This is a genomic window from Citrobacter sp. C348, assembly GCF_047467975.1.
Classification (GTDB): Bacteria; Pseudomonadota; Gammaproteobacteria; order Enterobacterales; family Enterobacteriaceae; genus Citrobacter; species Citrobacter gillenii.
Genome location: NZ_JASJUJ010000010.1, coordinates 69,184 through 86,982, shown reverse-complemented (window position 1 = coordinate 86,982; position 17,799 = coordinate 69,184). Strand labels below are relative to the sequence as shown.

Annotated in this window: 22 protein-coding genes and 1 pseudogene; 15 read left to right on the top strand and 8 right to left on the bottom strand. The window is 51.6% G+C overall.

Annotated features, from left to right (window positions below; translation table 11 throughout):
* Window positions 1-5: 5 nt before the first annotated feature.
* Window positions 6-995, bottom strand: a complete 990-nt coding sequence (gene pspF / locus QNN86_RS18120) for a phage shock protein operon transcriptional activator (protein ID WP_182269742.1) — start codon at window positions 993-995, stop codon at window positions 6-8.
* A gap of 155 nt (window positions 996-1,150) precedes the next feature.
* Between pspF and pspA the strand changes: the two genes are divergently transcribed.
* The 8 genes from pspA to tyrR all read left to right on the top strand — a co-directional run bounded on the left by pspA (window position 1,151) and on the right by tyrR (window position 7,370).
* A complete protein-coding gene (gene pspA / locus QNN86_RS18115; RefSeq protein WP_096756889.1) occupies window positions 1,151-1,819 on the top strand; it encodes a phage shock protein PspA in 669 nt (222 codons plus the stop codon).
* Between the two features lie 54 nt (window positions 1,820-1,873).
* Window positions 1,874-2,098: an envelope stress response membrane protein PspB gene (pspB, locus tag QNN86_RS18110; RefSeq protein WP_115258337.1), complete on the top strand. Its 225-nt coding sequence runs from the start codon at window positions 1,874-1,876 to the stop codon at window positions 2,096-2,098.
* Window positions 2,098-2,457, top strand: coding sequence for an envelope stress response membrane protein PspC (gene pspC, locus QNN86_RS18105; protein ID WP_135321971.1), 360 nt, complete (start codon window positions 2,098-2,100; stop codon window positions 2,455-2,457). The genes pspB and pspC overlap by 1 nt, the downstream gene beginning before the upstream one ends.
* Window positions 2,458-2,465: 8 nt before the next feature.
* Window positions 2,466-2,687, top strand: coding sequence for a phage shock protein PspD (pspD, locus tag QNN86_RS18100; protein ID WP_096756892.1), 222 nt, complete (start codon window positions 2,466-2,468; stop codon window positions 2,685-2,687).
* A 76-nt stretch (window positions 2,688-2,763) separates the two neighbouring features.
* Window positions 2,764-3,081 carry a thiosulfate sulfurtransferase PspE gene (pspE, locus tag QNN86_RS18095; RefSeq protein ID WP_181617049.1) on the top strand — a complete coding sequence of 106 codons (318 nt, stop codon included), beginning with the start codon at window positions 2,764-2,766 and terminating at the stop codon, window positions 3,079-3,081.
* A 142-nt stretch (window positions 3,082-3,223) separates the two neighbouring features.
* Window positions 3,224-4,621: a YcjX family protein gene (locus tag QNN86_RS18090; protein WP_135911928.1), complete on the top strand. Its 1,398-nt coding sequence runs from the start codon at window positions 3,224-3,226 to the stop codon at window positions 4,619-4,621.
* Window positions 4,618-5,679 carry a YcjF family protein gene (locus QNN86_RS18085; RefSeq protein WP_096756894.1) on the top strand — a complete coding sequence of 354 codons (1,062 nt, stop codon included), beginning with the start codon at window positions 4,618-4,620 and terminating at the stop codon, window positions 5,677-5,679. Before QNN86_RS18090 ends, QNN86_RS18085 begins: the two co-directional genes overlap by 4 nt.
* Before the next feature lie 146 nt (window positions 5,680-5,825).
* A complete protein-coding gene (gene tyrR / locus QNN86_RS18080) occupies window positions 5,826-7,370 on the top strand; it encodes a transcriptional regulator TyrR (protein ID WP_115258340.1) in 1,545 nt (514 codons plus the stop codon).
* 49 nt (window positions 7,371-7,419) lie between these two features.
* Here tyrR and tpx read toward each other — a convergent pair whose 3' ends face one another.
* The gene (tpx, locus tag QNN86_RS18075) at window positions 7,420-7,926 is read right to left on the bottom strand and encodes a thiol peroxidase (protein ID WP_096756896.1); all 507 of its coding nucleotides are present in this window, start codon (window positions 7,924-7,926) and stop codon (window positions 7,420-7,422) included.
* 114 nt (window positions 7,927-8,040) lie between these two features.
* Here tpx and ycjG point away from each other — a divergent pair, with 114 nt between their 5' ends.
* On the top strand, window positions 8,041-9,006 hold the full coding sequence (ycjG, locus tag QNN86_RS18070; RefSeq protein WP_181617047.1) for an L-Ala-D/L-Glu epimerase: 966 nt from the start codon (window positions 8,041-8,043) through the stop codon (window positions 9,004-9,006).
* Here the strand turns inward: ycjG and mpaA are convergent.
* Window positions 8,981-9,709: a murein tripeptide amidase MpaA gene (gene mpaA / locus QNN86_RS18065; protein WP_181617046.1), complete on the bottom strand. Its 729-nt coding sequence runs from the start codon at window positions 9,707-9,709 to the stop codon at window positions 8,981-8,983. The two genes, ycjG and mpaA, sit on opposite strands and share 26 nt — an antisense overlap.
* Window positions 9,710-9,893: 184 nt before the next feature.
* On the opposite strand from mpaA, the gene mppA reads away from it, so the two are divergent.
* On the top strand, window positions 9,894-11,507 hold the full coding sequence (gene mppA / locus QNN86_RS18060; protein ID WP_181617045.1) for a murein tripeptide ABC transporter substrate-binding protein MppA: 1,614 nt from the start codon (window positions 9,894-9,896) through the stop codon (window positions 11,505-11,507).
* A 42-nt stretch (window positions 11,508-11,549) separates the two neighbouring features.
* Here the strand turns inward: mppA and QNN86_RS18055 are convergent, their stop codons facing one another.
* Window positions 11,550-12,110 carry a MarR family winged helix-turn-helix transcriptional regulator gene (locus QNN86_RS18055; RefSeq protein ID WP_181506944.1) on the bottom strand — a complete coding sequence of 187 codons (561 nt, stop codon included), beginning with the start codon at window positions 12,108-12,110 and terminating at the stop codon, window positions 11,550-11,552.
* Between the two features lie 115 nt (window positions 12,111-12,225).
* On the opposite strand from QNN86_RS18055, the gene QNN86_RS18050 reads away from it, so the two are divergent.
* Window positions 12,226-12,456 (top strand): glutaredoxin family protein, encoded by a 231-nt coding sequence (locus tag QNN86_RS18050; protein WP_096756901.1) that lies wholly within the window; start codon window positions 12,226-12,228, stop codon window positions 12,454-12,456.
* A 65-nt stretch (window positions 12,457-12,521) separates the two neighbouring features.
* Entirely contained in the window at window positions 12,522-12,803 is a 282-nt protein-coding gene (locus QNN86_RS18045; RefSeq protein ID WP_181617044.1) for a Rho-binding antiterminator, read from the top strand.
* Window positions 12,804-12,819: 16 nt separating this feature from the next.
* On the opposite strand, the gene QNN86_RS18040 is transcribed toward QNN86_RS18045, so the two are convergent.
* Window positions 12,820-13,590 carry a DeoR/GlpR family DNA-binding transcription regulator gene (locus tag QNN86_RS18040; protein WP_115258346.1) on the bottom strand — a complete coding sequence of 257 codons (771 nt, stop codon included), beginning with the start codon at window positions 13,588-13,590 and terminating at the stop codon, window positions 12,820-12,822.
* A 104-nt stretch (window positions 13,591-13,694) separates the two neighbouring features.
* Between QNN86_RS18040 and QNN86_RS18035 the strand changes: the two genes are divergently transcribed.
* Window positions 13,695-14,078, top strand: coding sequence for a VOC family protein (locus tag QNN86_RS18035; protein WP_115258347.1), 384 nt, complete (start codon window positions 13,695-13,697; stop codon window positions 14,076-14,078).
* Window positions 14,079-14,082: 4 nt separating this feature from the next.
* Window positions 14,083-14,181: pseudogene (locus tag QNN86_RS18030) on the top strand (cupin domain-containing protein); the annotation flags it as partial.
* Between the two features lie 42 nt (window positions 14,182-14,223).
* Here QNN86_RS18030 and QNN86_RS18025 read toward each other — a convergent pair.
* Window positions 14,224-15,255 carry a mechanosensitive ion channel family protein gene (locus QNN86_RS18025; RefSeq protein WP_115258348.1) on the bottom strand — a complete coding sequence of 344 codons (1,032 nt, stop codon included), beginning with the start codon at window positions 15,253-15,255 and terminating at the stop codon, window positions 14,224-14,226.
* A 249-nt stretch (window positions 15,256-15,504) separates the two neighbouring features.
* Between QNN86_RS18025 and QNN86_RS18020 the strand changes: the two genes are divergently transcribed.
* Window positions 15,505-15,765 carry a DUF2534 family protein gene (locus QNN86_RS18020; RefSeq protein ID WP_096756906.1) on the top strand — a complete coding sequence of 87 codons (261 nt, stop codon included), beginning with the start codon at window positions 15,505-15,507 and terminating at the stop codon, window positions 15,763-15,765.
* 48 nt (window positions 15,766-15,813) lie between these two features.
* Here QNN86_RS18020 and uspE read toward each other — a convergent pair whose 3' ends face one another.
* Together uspE and QNN86_RS18010 are read right to left on the bottom strand one after the other, a co-directional pair.
* Window positions 15,814-16,761, bottom strand: coding sequence for a universal stress protein UspE (gene uspE, locus QNN86_RS18015; RefSeq protein ID WP_096756907.1), 948 nt, complete (start codon window positions 16,759-16,761; stop codon window positions 15,814-15,816).
* Between the two features lie 202 nt (window positions 16,762-16,963).
* The gene (locus QNN86_RS18010) at window positions 16,964-17,779 is read right to left on the bottom strand and encodes an APH(3')-I family aminoglycoside O-phosphotransferase (protein WP_181617043.1); all 816 of its coding nucleotides are present in this window, start codon (window positions 17,777-17,779) and stop codon (window positions 16,964-16,966) included.
* Between the last annotated feature and the right edge of the window lie 20 nt (window positions 17,780-17,799).

Below are 17,799 nucleotides of genomic sequence, written 5' to 3'. Positions count from 1 at the left end.
AACCGCTATATCTGATGTTTTTTGAGCAATGCGCGCAGCTGGTGGTAGGTCAACCCGAGTAATTCTGCCGCCTTTTTCTGATTAAACTTTGCCTGCTGCAAACTGGTTTGCAGAAATGCCTTTTCTTGTTGCTGCTGGAATTCGCGCAGATCCAGCGGTAATGTCACCGGTGCGGAGTGAGTTTCCTGCACCGATGGTTGTACGGTGTGACGTTTGAAAGGGTCAATCACGACCTCATCCAGTGGAAATTCGCTGGTGCCGTGACGGTAAACAGAGCGCTCGACGACGTTTTTCAGTTCACGAATATTACCCGGCCAGCGGTAATGCAGAAGCGTGTCTCTGGCTTGGGCACTAAAGCCTGGAAACAGCGGTAAGCCAATCTCCCGGCACATCTGAATGGCAAAATGCTCGGCCATTAGCATGATGTCGCTTTGCCTCTCCCGTAGCGGGGGAAGTTGCACCACATCGAAGGCCAGCCTGTCGAGCAGATCCGCGCGAAACGTCCCTTCATTGACCATCCGTGGTAAATCGGCGTTGGTGGCGCAAACCAAACGCACGTTGACTTGCAGCGGTTGGCTGCCGCCGACGCGTTCCAGTTCTCCGTACTCAATCACCCGCAGCAGTTTTTCCTGCACCAGCATTGGTGCGGTGGCCAGTTCATCAAGAAATAATGTTCCGCCATCGGCGCGTTCAAAGCGTCCAGGATGACGTTTTTGCGCGCCGGTAAAGGCGCCTGCTTCGTGACCGAACAGTTCTGAATCGAGTAAGTTTTCATTGAGCGCCGCGCAGTTTAGCGACACAAATGGCCCTTGCCAGCGCGAGGAGAGGTAATGCAGGCGGTTGGCGATCAGCTCTTTACCTGTGCCTCGTTCACCGATCACCAGTACCGGTTTATCCAGCGGTGCCAGCCGCGAAACTTGCTCAAGCACCTCAATGAAACTGTTGGCTTCGCCAAGGAGGTTGTCTTTGTATCCGGTCATGATGAAATTCACCATTTGTTAGTGTTATTCACCAATGTACCCTAATTTCCCCATCAGGTAAAATTAACTATTATTTTCAAAATCAATAGGTTGTAGAGTTGGCACGCAATCTGCATTAATCCAGCAGCAGGGCATTGCCCGATATCAGAACAGTAAGTGAGGATTACATTATGGGTATTTTTTCTCGTTTTGCCGACATCGTGAACGCCAACATTAATGCGTTGCTGGAAAAGGCTGAGGATCCGCAGAAGCTGGTGCGGTTAATGATTCAGGAAATGGAAGACACGCTGGTTGAGGTGCGTTCCAATTCGGCGCGTGCGCTGGCGGAAAAAAAACAGCTATCCCGCCGTATTGAACAGGCCACCGCGCAACAGGTTGAGTGGCAGGAAAAAGCAGAACTGGCGCTGCGTAAAGAGAAAGAAGATTTGGCGCGCTCTGCCTTAATTGAAAAGCAGAAGCTTACCGATCTGATCGCCTCGCTGGAACATGAAGTGACACTGGTTGATGACACGCTGTCACGCATGAAAAAAGAGATAGGCGAGCTGGAAAATAAACTCAGCGAAACCCGTGCGCGTCAACAGGCGTTGACCCTGCGTCATCAGGCCGCCAGTTCTTCACGTGACGTTCGTCGTCAACTGGACAGCGGTAAGCTTGATGAAGCCATGGCGCGTTTTGAGTCTTTTGAGCGTCGTATCGACCATATGGAAGCTGAAGCTGAAAGCCATAACTTTGGTAAACAAAAATCGCTGGATCAGCAATTCGCTGACCTGAAAGCGGATGATGAAATTAGTGAGCAGTTGGCGCAACTGAAGGCCAAAATGCAGCAAGACAAGCAATAATAATATCTGGCGGCGCCCGAACGCGCCGCCGCTCATCACCTGTAAGGAGTACTCATGAGCGCGCTATTTCTGGCCATCCCGTTAACCATCTTTGTGCTGTTTGTTTTACCGATTTGGTTATGGCTGCATTACAGCAACCGTTCCAGTCGCGGCGAATTGTCGCAGAACGAACAGCAGCGTTTAGTGGAGCTGAACGCTGAAGCGCAGCGCATGCGTGAGCGTATTCAGACGCTGGAAGACATTCTGGATGCTGAGCATCCTAACTGGAGGGACCGCTAATGGGAGGCGTTAACCTGAACAAAAAATTATGGCGTATTCCGCAGCAGGGCATGGTGAAGGGGGTCTGCGCAGGCATCGCGCAGTATCTCGACGTGCCGGTGAAGCTGGTGCGAATTCTGGTGGTGCTGTCGATCTTCTTTGGCCTGGCCTTTTTCACCTTGGTGGCCTATATCGTACTGACTTTTGTGCTGGATCCAATGCCGGACAATGTCGCAACCGGTGAACAGCAACCGTCCAGCGGGGAACTGCTGGATGCCGTCGACCGCGAACTGGCGGCCAGTGAAAATCGTTTGCGGGAAATGGAACGTTATGTGACGTCAGATACCTTCACATTGCGTAGCCGCTTTCGTCAACTGTGAGGAATGAGATGAACAATCGCTGGCAACGTGCCGGGCAGAGGGTCAAGCCTGGTGTTAAATTAGCAGGTAAGCTGGTTCTGTTTACGGCACTTCGCTACGGTCCGGCGGGCGTTGCTGGCTGGGCGGTAAAATCCGTCGCCCGTCGCCCGCTGAAAATGTTGCTGGTTTTGATGCTTGAACCTTTATTGAACAAGGTCGCCAAAAAAATATCCCGCCGTTATGGTCAGTGATAGTGCGCTCGCAATATTTTCTTAAGATCAGTTATATAGTGTTAGATGTAATTAGGTCATTTAACAGGACGATACTATGTTGAGAAAAGGGGTATTCGCGCTCGCATTGCTTATGGGTATGCCGGTATTTGCTGCTGAGCACTGGATTGATGTCCGCATTCCTGAGCAATACCAGCAGGAGCATGTTCAGGGTGCCGTCAACATTCCCTTAAAAGATCTCAAAGCGCACATCGCGTCCGAGGTTCCGGATAAGACCGACACCGTGAAACTGTACTGCAACTCCGGGCGGCAATCGGGACAGGCGAAAGATATGCTTACCGAGATGGGATACACACAGGTAACAAATGAAGGGGGGATCAAAAGCATTGATCTTCCGAAAGTAGAAAACAAATAATCGCACAATGTACATCTATTTCGGGCGGCATTATTTTTTGTCGCCTGCTAGACCTCAGGTAGTTGATAAATAAGAATTACCCCCTATCTTTACTTCCAGTTTGTTATATTTTCTACGGTTCCTTCAGCATAACGGGATGGCGATGAAGCGACTCAAAAATGAACTCAATTCGCTGGTGAATCGCGGCGTGGACAGGCATCTGCGTCTGGCTGTCACCGGGCTTAGCCGCAGTGGTAAGACCGCGTTTATCACCGCGATGGTGAACCAATTACTTAATATTCATGCCGGCGCGCGTCTGCCGCTGCTCAGCGCGGTGCGCGAAGAGCGTCTGCTCGGCGTGAAACGGGTTCCACAACGTGATTTTGGCATTCCGCGCTTTACCTATGATGAAGGGCTGGCCCAGCTGTACGGCGCTCCGCCGACATGGCCGACACCGACGCGCGGCGTCAGTGAGATTCGTCTGGCGCTGCGTTATAAGTCCAATGACTCATTGCTGCGCCACTTTAAAGACACCTCCACGTTATATCTGGAGATCGTCGATTACCCGGGCGAATGGCTGCTTGATTTGCCGATGCTGGCGCAGGATTACCTGAGCTGGTCGCGGCAAATGACCGGGTTATTGCAGGGCCAGCGGGCAGAATGGTCGGCAAAATGGCGGCAGTTAAGTCAGGGATTAGATCCCTTAGCGCCCGCCGATGAAAATCGTCTGGCGGAGATTGCCGCCGCCTGGACGGATTATTTGCATCAGTGTAAGCAGCAGGGCCTGCATTTTATTCAGCCGGGGCGCTTTGTTCTGCCGGGCGATATGGCGGGCGCACCCGCGCTGCAGTTTTTCCCGTGGCCGGACGTTGACGCGTATGGCGAATCGAAACTGGCGCAGGCTGATAAACACACCAACGCTGGCATGCTGCGCGATCGGTTCAATTACTACTGCGAGAAAGTGGTGAAAGGGTTTTACAAGAATCACTTCCTGCGCTTTGACCGTCAGATTGTGCTGGTTGACTGCCTGCAACCGCTCAATAGCGGACCACAGGCGTTTAACGATATGCGTCTGGCGCTCACGCAGTTGATGCAAAGCTTCCATTATGGTCAGCGTACATTGTTCCGGCGGTTGTTCTCACCGGTGATCGACAAGTTACTGTTTGCCGCTACCAAAGCCGACCACGTGACGGTCGATCAGCATGCCAACATGGTGTCGCTACTGCAGCAACTGATCCAGGACGCCTGGCAAAATGCCGCCTTTGAAGGCATCAGCATGGATTGTCTGGGGCTGGCGTCGGTACAGGCCACTACCAGCGGATTGATCGATGTGAAAGGCGAGAAGATCCCGGCACTGCGGGGGAACCGCCTGAGCGACGGCGCGCCGCTAACCGTCTATCCGGGAGAGGTGCCAGCACGCTTACCGGGTCAGGCGTTTTGGGACAGTCAGGGCTTTCAGTTTGAAGCGTTTCGTCCGCAGGTCATGGATGTGGATAAGCCCTTACCGCACATTCGTCTTGATGCCGCGCTGGAGTTTTTAATAGGAGATAAATTGCGATGAGCGAGCCGTTAAAACCGCGTATCGATTTCTCAGGACCGCTGGACGTTGATCAACGTCCGGCCTTTAAAGCGCAGCAGATGTTCGACGATACGCAAGCGCAGACTTTTTCTCCGGCTCAACTTGACGAGCCGCTGGCAGATGAAGGACAAGCTGAAGCGGTCATTGATGCTGCTTTACGTCCTAAGCGTAGCCTGTGGCGCAAAATGGTGATGAGCGGACTGGCATTGTTTGGCGTCAGCGTGGTCGCACAGGGTGTGCAGTGGACGATGAATGCCTGGCAAACGCAGGACTGGGTTGCGCTGGGCGGGTGTGTCGCCGGGGCGCTGATCGTTGGCGCCGGTGTCGGTTCGGTGGCAACGGAGTGGCGTCGGCTGTGGCGTTTACGCCAGCGCGCGCACGAGCGTGATGAAGCGCGGGATTTGTTGCATAGCCATGGCGCCGGCAAAGGGCGCGCGTTTTGTGAAAAGCTGGCACAGCAGGCGGGTATCGACCAGTCTCATCCGGCGCTACAGCGCTGGTATGCCTCTATACACGAAACGCAAAACGATCGTGAAGTGGTGAGTCTGTATGCTCATCTGGTGCAGCCTGTGCTGGATGCGCAGGCGCGACGTGAAATCAGCCGCTCAGCGGCAGAATCTACGTTGATGATCGCGGTCAGCCCGCTGGCGCTGGTGGACATGGCATTTATCGCTTGGCGAAATCTGCGATTGATTAACCGTATTGCGACGCTATACGGCATCGAACTGGGCTATTACAGCCGCTTGCGCCTGTTCCGCCTGGTGCTGCTGAATATTGCCTTTGCCGGGGCCAGTGAACTGGTTCGCGAAGTCGGTATGGACTGGATGTCGCAGGATCTGGCTGCACGTTTATCCACGCGTGCTGCCCAGGGCATTGGCGCCGGGTTGTTAACGGCGCGTCTGGGGATTAAAGCGATGGAACTGTGTCGTCCGCTGCCGTGGATTGACGATGATAAACCGCGTCTCGGTGATTTCCGTCGCCAGCTGATCACTCAGGTCAAAGAGACCGTACAAAAGAATAAACCTGCGCGTGAAAGCTGAGTAAAAATGGGCGCCGATCGTATAACTTTACGCCCCGGCGCCTAATTTTCCAGCGTGCTGTCAATATTTGTTGACAGAGTCCTTCCTGCTAACGAAATACTGGCTTATCATCTATCACATGATCCCTTGTTTAGGTGAAGGTTCCCATGCGTCTGGAAGTGTTTTGTGAAGACCGACTTGGTCTGACCCGCGAATTACTCGATTTACTGGTGCTTCGAGGCATTGACTTACGCGGTATCGAGATCGACCCCATCGGGCGAATCTACCTTAATTTTGCGGAATTGGAGTTCACCAACTTCAGCAGCCTGATGGCTGAAATCCGCCGTATTGCCGGTGTTACGGATGTGCGCACCGTGCCCTGGATGCCTTCTGAACGCGAACACCTGGCGCTGAGCGCGCTGCTTGAGGCGCTGCCTGAACCGGTCCTTTCACTGGACATGAAAAGCAAAGTGGAGATGGCGAACCCGGCGAGCTGCCAGCTTTTTGCCCACACTCAGGATCGTATGCGCAACCACACGGCGGCGCAACTCATCAATGGCTTTAACTTCCAGCGCTGGCTGGAGAGCAATCCGCAGGATTCCCACAGCGAGCATGTCGTCATTAATGGACAGAATTTCCTGATGGAAATAACCCCTGTCCATTTGCAGGGCGAAAATCAGGAACAGATGTTAACCGGCGCGGTGGTGATGCTGCGTTCCACCATCCGCATGGGGCGTCAGTTGCAAAACATGACCACCCAGGACCTGAGCGCCTTTAGCCAGATTATTGCTGTCAGCGCCAAAATGAAACACGTGGTAGAACAGGCGCGTAAACTGGCCATGCTGAGTGCGCCGCTGCTGATTACCGGCAATACCGGGACGGGGAAAGATCTGTTTGCCCATGCCTGCCATCTGGCAAGCCCGCGAGCGGCGAAACCTTATCTGGCGCTGAATTGTGCGTCGATCCCTGAAGATGCGGTAGAAAGCGAGCTGTTTGGTCATGCGGGGGAAGGTAAAAAAGGTTTCTTTGAACAGGCTAACGGTGGTTCAGTACTGTTGGATGAAATTGGCGAAATGTCGCCGAGCATGCAGACCAAATTGCTGCGTTTTCTTAATGACGGGACCTTCCGCCGCGTCGGCGAAGATCATGAGGTTCACGTTGATGTCCGTGTGATTTGCGCCACGCAAAAAAATCTGGTGGAGCTGGTACAGAAAGGTTTGTTCCGCGAAGATCTCTATTATCGTCTGAATGTACTGACGCTCAACCTGCCGCCGTTGCGCGATTGTCCGCAAGACATTATGCCGCTCACCGAGCTGTTTGTGGCGCGGTTTGCCGACGAACAGGGCGTGCCGCGCCCGAAACTGTCCGCCGATCTCAGTACGGTGTTAACCCGCTACGGTTGGCCGGGTAACGTGCGCCAGTTGAAAAATGCTATCTACCGGGCATTAACCCAGCTTGAAGGGTACGAACTGCGGCCACAGGATATCTTATTACCGGATTATGATGCGGCGACGGTGGCGGTCGGGGAAGAGGTGATGGAAGGGTCGCTGGATGAAATTACCAGCCGCTTCGAGCGCTCTGTCCTGACGCAGCTGTATATGAATTATCCCAGTACGCGCAAACTGGCCAAACGACTTGGTGTTTCGCATACGGCAATCGCCAATAAGTTACGTGAATACGGTCTGAGTCAGCAGAAAAAAAGCGAAGAGTAATACGTAGATGAAAAAGCCTCCGAATGGAGGCTTTTTGCTTTAGGGCGACTTAGGCTTTCAGTACGTCCAGAGCGGCAGCATAGTCTGGCTCGTTGGTGATTTCATTCACCAGCTGGCTGAAAATGACGTTGTCATTCTCGTCGATAACCACCACGGCACGCGCGGCCAGGCCCTTCAGTGGGCCTTCGGCGATTTCAACGCCGTAGTTTTTCAGGAATTCCGCGTTACGCAGGGTGGACAGAGTGATCACGTTGCTCAGACCTTCCGCGCCACAAAAGCGAGAATGGGCGAATGGCAGGTCGGCTGAAATACACAGTACGACAGTATTGTCGATTTCTGTCGCCAGTTGGTTAAACTTACGTACCGATGCCGCACAGACCCCGGTATCGATGCTTGGGAAAATATTCAGCACTTTGCGCTTGCCGGCAAACTGGCCCAGCGTAACGTCAGACAGGTCTTTAGCCACAAGGGTAAAAGCCTGCGCTTTGCTACCTGCCTGAGGAATGGAGCCGGCAACGGCAACCGGGTTGCCCTGGAAATGAACGGTTTGTGACATGGTTATCTTCCTGTTTACATATAGTTAACGTCGAGGTTAGTTTATGCCATCAACAGTTAACACGGCAAACGCTATTTGCGGATATCCACTTCCGGGACTGCATAAGGAAAACAAATGAGAACAGTGAAGGTATATGAGGAAGCCTGGCCGTTACACACCCCGTTTGTAATTGCCCGTGGCAGCAGGACCGAAGCGCACGTGGTGGTGGTCGAACTGGAAGAAAACGGCGTGAAGGGGATCGGCGAGTGTACGCCTTATCCTCGCTATGGCGAGAGCGATGCTTCGGTACTGGCGCAAATTATGGGTATCGCCCCACAGCTGGAAAACGGACTGACGCGCGAAGATTTACAAAAGCTACTGCCTGCCGGTGCCGCACGTAATGCTGTCGACTGCGCGCTTTGGGATTTAAGTGCCCGGCAACAGCAGCAAACCCTGACCGAGCAGGTCGGTGTCGAACTCGATGCGACAATAACGACAGCCCAGACGGTGGTGATCGGCACGCCGGAACAGATGGCGGCAAGTGCTGCTGCCCTGTGGGAAAACGGGGCGACGTTACTGAAAGTCAAACTGGATGCCCGTTTAATCAGCGAACGAATGGTCGCGATCCGTGCGGCGGTTCCTGATGCCACGCTGATTGTTGACGCCAATGAGTCCTGGCGTGCTGAAGGTCTGGCCGCGCGCTGTCAGCTATTGGCTGACTTAGGTGTTGCCATGCTGGAGCAGCCGCTGCCCGCTCAGGATGATGCCGCGCTGGAGAATTTTGTGCATCCGCTGCCCATCTGTGCGGATGAAAGCTGCCATACCCGCAGTAGCCTGAAAGCGCTATACGGACGCTATGAGATGGTGAACATTAAGCTGGATAAAACCGGTGGTCTGACGGAAGCGCTGGCGCTGGCGACCGAAGCCCGAGAACAGGGTTTTGCATTGATGCTGGGATGTATGCTGTGCACATCGCGCGCTGTCAACGCCGCCTTACCGCTTACGCCGCAGGTCTGCTTTGCCGATCTTGACGGCCCGACCTGGCTTGCGAACGATGTGCAGCCCGCCCTGCATTTTACGACCGGGCAACTCCATCTTTAGGGTGCCAGCGCAGCAAATTGGACATCGCCAGCAGGTATTTTTCGCTGGCCTCATCTGAAGAGATGGGCGGGAACTCTGCGGTAATGCAGTGCAGGTTTAGATCGGCACACCAGCTACCGAAAGACCCCGGTGTTTCATAACCCACGCTGGTGACGAGGGGGAGTTCAAACCCTCGTGCCAGCCACTCGCCCAGTTCGCTGTGCCTCGGATCCTCAATGCATGCCAGCGGGTCGTGAAATGAGACCACCCAGGCGGGATGAATGCGGTGAATCAACTGACACAGCGCCTGGGTTTCCGGTTCGGAACCTGGACGGTCGCCGGTCAACAGCACCACATCGCGTTGTTCTGCACTGCTATTCCAGCGATAGACCGTTTCACCCGCCTTCCAGTTCGCCGCCGGGAAATTGCGGTTGAGATCAACCCCGTTAGCATTGGCACGCAGACCAAGCTGGCAGCCGTCAGGGTTTACTGCCAGTACCACGTGGTGACGGCGCAGGGAAGGGTTAAGTGTACGCAAGGCGCAGGACAGGGTGACAATTGATGAGTTTTCGTCACCGTGGGTACCCGCCAGAATAAGCCCACTTTCACGATCGGCTGCTGGCGCGGGAAACCAAATTAACGGCGCACCTAACAGTGAACGTCCGTAATGTTCGGTTCCTGGTGGAAATGCGCCGCGCTCGGCACGGGGACGGGTAACGGTCATAGTCATCTCTGAAAGCATAAATTGTTATTCGCAGTGTTGTGCAAAATGTAGGGATAATCAAATCGTTTTCACACACTTATCTTTTCAGGTGTAATATCACTTTCTTGTCCGAAGTTAATTGCATTTCCTGCTGGCGATACAAATAATTACACATTCACTTAATGGCCAGATTTGAGGGTATTTTATGCGGCATTCTGTTCCAGTAACCTGTTGTGCGCTGTTGGTTAGCAGCATTTCCTTGTCCTGGGCTGCGGATGTACCCAGCGGTACGGTACTGGCAGAGAAACAAGAACTGGTGCGTCATATCAAAGATGAACCAGCTTCGCTCGATCCGGCCAAGGCCGTCGGGTTGCCCGAGATACAGGTCATTCGTGATTTATTCGAAGGGCTGGTTAACCAAAACGAAAAGGGCGAAATTGTGCCTGGCGTTGCCACCCAGTGGAAGAGTAACGATAACCGCGTCTGGACGTTTACGCTGCGTGATAACGCCAAATGGGCCGACGGTACGCCGGTAACGGCGCAAGATTTTGTTTACAGCTGGCAGCGTCTGGTTGATCCGAAAACACTGTCTCCGTTTGCCTGGTTCGCGGCGCTGGCCGGGATCAACAATGCGCAGTCGATTATCGATGGTAAAGCCACTCCCGATACGCTGGGCGTGAACGCGGTAGATGCCCGAACCTTAAGAATTCAGCTGGATAAACCGCTGCCGTGGTTTGCAAATTTAACGGCTAACTTTGCGTTTTATCCGGTACAGAAAGCCAATGTTGAAAGCGGTAAAGAGTGGACGAGGCCGGGTCATTTAATCGGTAACGGCGCGTATGTATTAAAAGACCGCGTGGTTAACGAAAAATTGGTGGTGGTACCGAATACGCATTATTGGGACAACGCCAAAACCGTGCTGCAAAAAGTCACCTTCCTGCCGATTAACCAGGAATCTGCGGCGACCAAACGCTATCTGGCTGGTGATATTGATATAACAGAATCCTTCCCGAAGAACATGTATCAGAAACTACTGAAGGATATTCCGGGACAGGTTTATACCCCGCCACAGCTCGGTACCTATTATTATGCGTTTAATACTCAGAAAGGTCCGACGGCTGATTCACGTGTGCGTCTGGCGCTCAGCATGACTATCGATCGTCGTCTGATGGCGGAAAAAGTCCTCGGAACCGGCGAAAAACCGGCATGGCATTTTACCCCGGATGTTACGGCGGGATTTACGCCTGAACCTTCACCGTTTGAGCAAATGAGTCAGGAAGAGCTGAATGCGCAGGCGAAGACGCTGCTGCGTGCGGCAGGCTATGGACCACAAAAACCGCTAAATCTGACGCTGTTGTATAATACGTCAGAAAACCATCAGAAGATTGCCATCGCCGTCGCGTCAATGTGGAAAAAAAACCTGGGCGTTGATGTTAAGTTGCAAAACCAGGAGTGGAAAACCTACATCGACAGTCGTAATACCGGTAATTTCGATGTTATCCGTGCTTCCTGGGTGGGGGATTACAATGAGCCGTCTACCTTCCTGTCATTATTAACCTCGACTCACACGGGCAATATTTCGCGGTTTAATAATCCCGCGTACGATAAAGTGTTGACCCAGGCCACGATGGAAAGCACCGAAAAAGCCCGTAATGCGGACTATAATGCGGCAGAAAAAATACTGATGGAGCAGGCGCCAATTGCTCCGATTTATCAGTACACCAATGGTCGTTTAATTAAGCCATGGCTGAAGGGGTATCCGATTACCAACCCTGAAGATGTGGCATACAGCCGCAGCATGTATATTGAGAAGCATTAAATCTGGTATCGGCTGGGGCATTTTCGTGCCAGCCTTTTCCTGTTATTCCGGGGGCTGGTGCTCCCGGCAAATCAGCATTGAATCATCTTCACTCAACACCTCTTTCGTCAGATTACAAAATCCCTGACCCTTTATTTTTTGGTGAAACCGACAGCTATGGCACAGACCAAAGCCTGGCACATTGTGGGTCCGCTGAATTTCTCTTAGTAGTTCGAACAACAGTTCTTTTAGCTGCGTCGCGCGTTCACCCATTGCCGATTCGCCTGCCACTAAAAATGTGGGGGGAAGCAGCGCATCCAGTAAGGTGTTGGCTGACTCAGTTAACTGCAGATGAACGCTGCGTTTATCGCGATCATCCTGCTTGCGCACGATCAACCCTTTGGTTTCCAGAAGCTTAAGCGACTGGGATACCGTACCTTTGGTGAGACCGAGGTAATCCGTCACGCCGAGCGGCGTATTGGAATAGCGGTTGCAGCGCGCCAGATACATTAATGCGCTGAGCTGTACCGGTTGCAGATCCGACAGTAACGGGTGCTGGCGGAACCACATCCGCATCAGGCTGGAAAGCCTGTCCATAACGTCGAAAAGTGACATGTCGTGCATAACAAAATCCTCCTCGGCATATAGTATCGACTAAAAACTATATTGACAAAGTCTAAATCTATCGTAGTATAAATTATAGTATCGAATCGATACTATAATTTACAGGAGAGATATTATGAGCAAAGCCCGGTTTTATCATGCTGGTTGCCCGGTGTGCGTATCCGCAGAACAAACGCTGCTACAACATCTGTCCCCTGATGTGGAGGTTGATGTCATTCACCTGGGAGAACAGCCTGCTCGGGTGGCAGAGGCTGAGTTGGCTGGCGTGAAGTCTGTTCCGGCGTTGGTCATCGATGGCAATGTGCTGCATATCAACTTCGGCGCACCTATCGAAGCCTTGAAATAACACAAGCGTTCGGGGCGTTGCGCGGGCAATTTCCCGAACATCCGATCGAATGGTCAGGGGCCGTTATGTATTCCACAGAAAAGTATCACCCTGTTGATTGCGACCTTCATGATTATCTGGAGATCGCCTGCTTATACCGCTATATGCTGCGTATTGCGCTCACCGACGGCACAGTCTTTGATGCCAGAGCCGTGACGACACGAACAACGGCAGGTAAAGAGGAGTATTTGGTGGTTGAAAGGCAGGAAAGTCCGCAAAACATTCGTCTGGATTACCTGTCAGCCATCACTGCGTTAACGGCAGGGGCGAAATTTAGCACTGTGCTATTTGCCTCTGTGACTTGTTGACGTCACAGAGAGAGCGTTACACGGTATAAATCCGGATGTCGTGCGCCTGAAAAGCGGTGCCATACTGTTTGCTTATGTTTTCCTCTACCACTATCACATCGATTTCGCTGCTCTGAGCGACCACATATCGGGCCACTGCGGGGATCTTATCCGCCGTCAGCGCGACAATGGTTTCATTGCACTGCTTAATCACCGCTTTCTTGAACTCACAGTCGGCATAGTCAAACCCGGTTAAACCGGATTCCGGTGCCATTGCGCAGCCGCCAATAAATCCCTGGTCAAACAAAATGCCCTGCACCTGGGTTATCGCGGTGGTGCCTACACTTCCACCGGATGAGCGCTGTATCGGGCCACCGAGGATTATGACATCGTACAACGGTTTCTTGAGCAGAGCGGTGGCTATTTCCGGAGAATTAGTCACCACGGTCAAAGCAAGCTCGGCGGGTAACGCTTCAGCCATCGCCAGATTGGTGGTTCCGCTATCAATAAAGATACAGCTGCCGGATTTGACCAGTCGGGCACAGCGTTGCGCGAGGCTACTCTTTTTCGCCGTATTTTTCGTTTTCCTCACCGACATATCTTCAGATTCCGGCAAAGAAATGACGGCGCCACCGTACACTTTTTTGCAGACACCTTCTTTACTTAGCTCATGCAAATCCCGACGAATTGTGTGTTCTGACACGCCGAGTCGACCGGCAAGCTCGGAACAGACAACCCTACCGTTTTCCTGCAGGATTTGATAAATCAGCGACTGACGTTGTTCCGGGAATGCAGCATAATCGAGCATAAAAACTCCTGGTAAAATAAACATCGAGCAATAATAATCATGATCGTGCATTATGACTGGTATTGTCAATGTCCCTTAATGGGCGTATTTGAGAGAGGCAGGTGATGAAGATTGCACATATGGCGCTGTGGACACAGGATCTCGAGCGGCAGGCCCGTTTCTGGGTCACCTTTTTTGGCGGTGAGATTAACGAAAAATACGCCAGTAAAACTAATCCCGGGTTTGAATCCTATTTTGTCAAAATTGGCGAGAGTATTGCGATTGAGTTAATGACTAAACCCAGCCTGAGCCAGGTGGTGCCCGACAATAACACCACCGGGTGGGTACATCTGGCGATCTCTGTTGGTGGGGTAGAGAACGTCGACTCAATATCAATGCGCGCCAAACAGCAGGGGATCCTCGTCTCCGGTCCGCGTACCACTGGAGATGGCTATTACGAAGCGGTCATTCACGATCCCGACGGCAATTTAATTGAGATTGTTGCATAACGCGAGTTGGTTTGCGCATATCGCGGTGGAAATCCCGGCTCCAGGCGCCTCGAACGAATGGCTGGAACCCGTGGCCGACGAAGAATACAACCAACTTCCCTGATTGATAGACTAATAAGACGCGGGGTTCCGCGCCTTATGCCTTTTAATGAGCAGAAGCCTGAGGCTGAGGATTGTCCATATACAGCGTCTGGCTGGGGAAAGCAAAGTCAGCGCCGTTTTCCTGGACCAGGGTGATAATTTTCAAATAAACATCTTGCTGTACGGCAAGCCACTCCTGCCACACGGTTGTCTTGGTGAAGCAGTAAACCATAATATTCAGCGAAGAATCGGCAAACTCATTAAAGTAGACCAGTAGGGTCTGCTTCTGGTCAATTCCAGGGTGATTTTGCAGCATTTGTCTGATCGCATCGACAATCGTGCTTATTTTATCGGCATCCTCATACCGCAACCCGATCACCGTTTTTATCCGTCGATTGCTCATCCTGCCCGGGTTTTCTACGCTAATTGATGAGAAAATCGAATTGGGCACATACAGGGGACGATGATCGAAGGTGTTTATTTTGGTCATCCGCCAGCCAATTTCGGTCACCGTACCTTCGATGTTTCTGTCCGGGGAGCGGATCCAGTCACCGATGCTGAACGGTCTGTCAAAATACAGCATGATACCTGAGAAGAAATTGCTCAGAATATCTTTCCCCGCCATACCGACAGCAATACCACCGATACCGCCGAAGGTTAACAGGCCAGACAGGCTCATACCAAAATGCTCGCCATACAGTAAAACGATGGCGACGACGATCGTAATCTTAATAATACGCGACAGGATCCGCGCACTGGTAATGTCCCGGCCTTTGTTGATCTGCGTTTTTTCAAACTGGTTAATCACCAGAAAGAGCTTTGTGGTTAAAATCAATGCAATCAACGAGGTACAAAGAAAATCGACCACGCTGGGCGAGACAAATGTCAGTTTATAGCTGTCGATAACGTTATTGGCGATGCTGCCAAACGTACCGATAATAATGGCATAGACGAAAAACTGCGCCGCGTGGAATATAAATCCTTTGCAGTGTTTTTCACTACGATGAAACCAGACGCTCATCAGCACTAATGCTGCACAGCAACTGAGAATGACCGTCAGATTAAAGGCATTATTCATAAACAATTTAGCGATCATGATTCTCCCTGGCTACTCCGTGTTAGCAAAATATCATCTGACATCCTGATCCTCAGGTATTTTACCTGTAACAGGCTGTCATATCATTCATCATGAGGAGATAGAAATAATACAATTAGCGCTATTTTCAGTTGAATAACGCGGGTGTCAACCCCGTAGGCAGTTTATGTAGCAGACAGTGAGTTGATGTCATGGTATTGTTATTGCAAAGTGACAATATTTTCATCTGCACAAGAAAAGGACGAGACTATGATCATGGCTAAGCTGAAGACAGCTAAGGGAAGAAAATTTCTGTTGTGTCTGCTTGGGGTGTTTATCATCGCCGCATCGGTGGTGACGCGTGCCACTATAGGTGGGGTGATTGAACAGTACAATATCCCGCTGTCTGACTGGACGGCTTCCATGTATGCCATCCAATCGGCAATGATTGGCGTCTACAGTATGGTGTTTACTATTCTGCTGGCAATCCCGCTTGGGATCTATTTCCTTGGCGGCGAGGATAAGCACTAAGCGCTTATGATGCCGGATGACATCGTCATCCGGCAGGTTGCTGCGTGATCAATCGTCTTCGTCGTCCAGTTCAACCGGCGTCTGATACTGATCGGGCTTAATGACCAGCAGATCGCAGCGTAGATGGTCGATGACCTGTTCCGCCGTATTGCCAAGGAATGCGGCAGAAATGCCGGTGCGCCCCACGGTACCCAGTACTACGATACCCGCCTGTAAATGCTCTGCCAAATCAGGAATGACCTCTTCAGGCAATCCTTTTTCAACGTGCGTGACTTTCTCATCGATGCTGAATTTCTGACGCAATGCCTTCATGGCCAGCAGGTGCTGTCCGCGAATCGCGTCGTTATAAACGCTAGGGTCAAACTCAGGCAGTTCAATGGCGATGTTGATTGGGGTAACAGGGTAAGCCCCCACCAAATGTACTTCGGTATGGTTAACCTGATCTGCGAGCATCAGCGTTTCTTTGACCAGCTTTTCGTTAAGCGCGTTGTGATACGCTTCTTCGCTGGCCAGGTTGACGGCAACCAGCGCCTTCCCGCCTTCCGGCCATGGTTGGTCTTTGACCATCCACACCGGACTTGGGCATTTACGTAATAAATGCCAGTCGGTTGGGGTGAAAATCACCGCCTCCAGGCGGTCGTGCTGGTGCGCCATTTTAAGGACCAGGTCATGCTTAGCACTGATGACTTCCTGGATGATGGCTTCGAAGGGACGGTTGTGCCAGACCACTTTAATATCAAGAGGAATACCTGCATCAATATAGTATTTCGCTTGCTCGCGTATCCATGCCGTTCGCTGACTGATAACGCCTTGACGCATTGCCGTCCGCTCATCGGGCGACAAAAGGGTAGTCATCTCATAGGAAAAGTCATAGATCGGCAAAAAGGCTTTAATTTTGCCACCAATCCGTTGATGCAAATAAACAGCTCGCCGTAATGCAGGTTGATCGTCCTGGTTCGGATCGATGACCACCAGCATGTTTTGATACATAGCCATACAGGGTCTCCTTACAACTGTCACCGCAGTTTGTCATTAAAAGAGTAACCCAATAATGTGGATTGAAACAGGGGAGAACCTCCTGCCAGATCAATAAATCGGGAGAATCCCGGTTTTTTGTCCGTATCCCACGAAATGAGAGCAACTGTTCTTAGCCGTTGTAACCCTTTGATGCCAGAACGGGTTGAGATTTCTCGTCAATTTAAAAAAACTCATCGAGCATCAAATGAAACTGCAACTTTTTCAGATCAGGGGTTGCGATGCCATATGTATGAAAAAGTCTATTCTGTAAAGACGATGAAAAATCACCGAGACAGTTCCAGATAATGGCAAGATCCTGGTATCGATCGGCGATACCAACGCGACCAACATCAATACAACCCACCACTTCACCCTGGCTAATAATAAGGTTATCCAGTGAGAAGTCTCCGTGCGTCACCACGGAGTCGGGCGAGAAGGGTAAAAGGGACTGCATCTCATTCCAGACGTGTTCAACAGACCACCCCTTGCGCTCATCATCAAAATCATCAGCATCAACCAGACCGCTATTCATTCGTGTTTGCGCCAATGCGAGCCGAAACAAATGATCGCTGTTAAAAGGACAGTGGCTTACAGGGATCTGGTGTAACCGCTGCAGGAATACAGCAAGTGCATCAACAATACTATTCTGTGCAGCAGGGTATTCTTCTAACATCTGGAACGCAGTCTTGCCGGGTATCGCTGTTGTGAGTAGCAGCGCTTCATCCCCTGTGCGGGTAAAATGCTTGATAGCCGGAAGTGGTAAATAAGCCTTCAGCCAGTTAAGTCGGATCATTTCATCTGTAATATCGTCGGCAACGGTCCCTCTACCTTGCTTCAGGTACAATTCCGGCGCACCAGCTTTACTATACAATCGGTAAATGGCTGCGCCAGATTGACCGACATGATCACGCGCCCATTGATAGCCCTTCAGGTCAGCGTCCAGACTTGTATGTAATTGCAGAGCTGAGCACTGCTTTTCCCTTTGAATATAATTCATAACATTCCTTTGTATTGTGA

Bases quoted from the DNA above. Each gene is read 5' to 3' on its own strand.
- mpaA (WP_181617046.1), bottom strand. From the start codon at position 9,709: ATGACCGTTACCCGTCCCCGTGCCGAGCGCGGCGCATTTCCACCAGGA.
- mppA (WP_181617045.1), top strand. From the start codon at position 9,894: ATGCGGCATTCTGTTCCAGTAACCTGTTGTGCGCTGTTGGTTAGCAGC.
- QNN86_RS18035 (WP_115258347.1), top strand. From the start codon at position 13,695: ATGAAGATTGCACATATGGCGCTGTGGACACAGGATCTCGAGCGGCAG.
- uspE (WP_096756907.1), bottom strand. From the start codon at position 16,761: ATGGCTATGTATCAAAACATGCTGGTGGTCATCGATCCGAACCAGGAC.
- pspB (WP_115258337.1), top strand. From the start codon at position 1,874: ATGAGCGCGCTATTTCTGGCCATCCCGTTAACCATCTTTGTGCTGTTT.
- QNN86_RS18040 (WP_115258346.1), bottom strand. From the start codon at position 13,590: ATGCTCGATTATGCTGCATTCCCGGAACAACGTCAGTCGCTGATTTAT.
- pspC (WP_135321971.1), top strand. From the start codon at position 2,098: ATGGGAGGCGTTAACCTGAACAAAAAATTATGGCGTATTCCGCAGCAG.
- QNN86_RS18025 (WP_115258348.1), bottom strand. From the start codon at position 15,255: ATGATCGCTAAATTGTTTATGAATAATGCCTTTAATCTGACGGTCATT.
- pspF (WP_182269742.1), bottom strand. From the start codon at position 995: ATGGTGAATTTCATCATGACCGGATACAAAGACAACCTCCTTGGCGAA.
- ycjG (WP_181617047.1), top strand. From the start codon at position 8,041: ATGAGAACAGTGAAGGTATATGAGGAAGCCTGGCCGTTACACACCCCG.
- QNN86_RS18045 (WP_181617044.1), top strand. From the start codon at position 12,522: ATGTATTCCACAGAAAAGTATCACCCTGTTGATTGCGACCTTCATGAT.
- pspD (WP_096756892.1), top strand. From the start codon at position 2,466: ATGAACAATCGCTGGCAACGTGCCGGGCAGAGGGTCAAGCCTGGTGTT.
- QNN86_RS18050 (WP_096756901.1), top strand. From the start codon at position 12,226: ATGAGCAAAGCCCGGTTTTATCATGCTGGTTGCCCGGTGTGCGTATCC.
- pspE (WP_181617049.1), top strand. From the start codon at position 2,764: ATGTTGAGAAAAGGGGTATTCGCGCTCGCATTGCTTATGGGTATGCCG.
- QNN86_RS18055 (WP_181506944.1), bottom strand. From the start codon at position 12,110: ATGCACGACATGTCACTTTTCGACGTTATGGACAGGCTTTCCAGCCTG.
- pspA (WP_096756889.1), top strand. From the start codon at position 1,151: ATGGGTATTTTTTCTCGTTTTGCCGACATCGTGAACGCCAACATTAAT.
- tyrR (WP_115258340.1), top strand. From the start codon at position 5,826: ATGCGTCTGGAAGTGTTTTGTGAAGACCGACTTGGTCTGACCCGCGAA.
- QNN86_RS18090 (WP_135911928.1), top strand. From the start codon at position 3,224: ATGAAGCGACTCAAAAATGAACTCAATTCGCTGGTGAATCGCGGCGTG.
- QNN86_RS18010 (WP_181617043.1), bottom strand. From the start codon at position 17,779: ATGAATTATATTCAAAGGGAAAAGCAGTGCTCAGCTCTGCAATTACAT.
- QNN86_RS18020 (WP_096756906.1), top strand. From the start codon at position 15,505: ATGATCATGGCTAAGCTGAAGACAGCTAAGGGAAGAAAATTTCTGTTG.
- tpx (WP_096756896.1), bottom strand. From the start codon at position 7,926: ATGTCACAAACCGTTCATTTCCAGGGCAACCCGGTTGCCGTTGCCGGC.
- QNN86_RS18085 (WP_096756894.1), top strand. From the start codon at position 4,618: ATGAGCGAGCCGTTAAAACCGCGTATCGATTTCTCAGGACCGCTGGAC.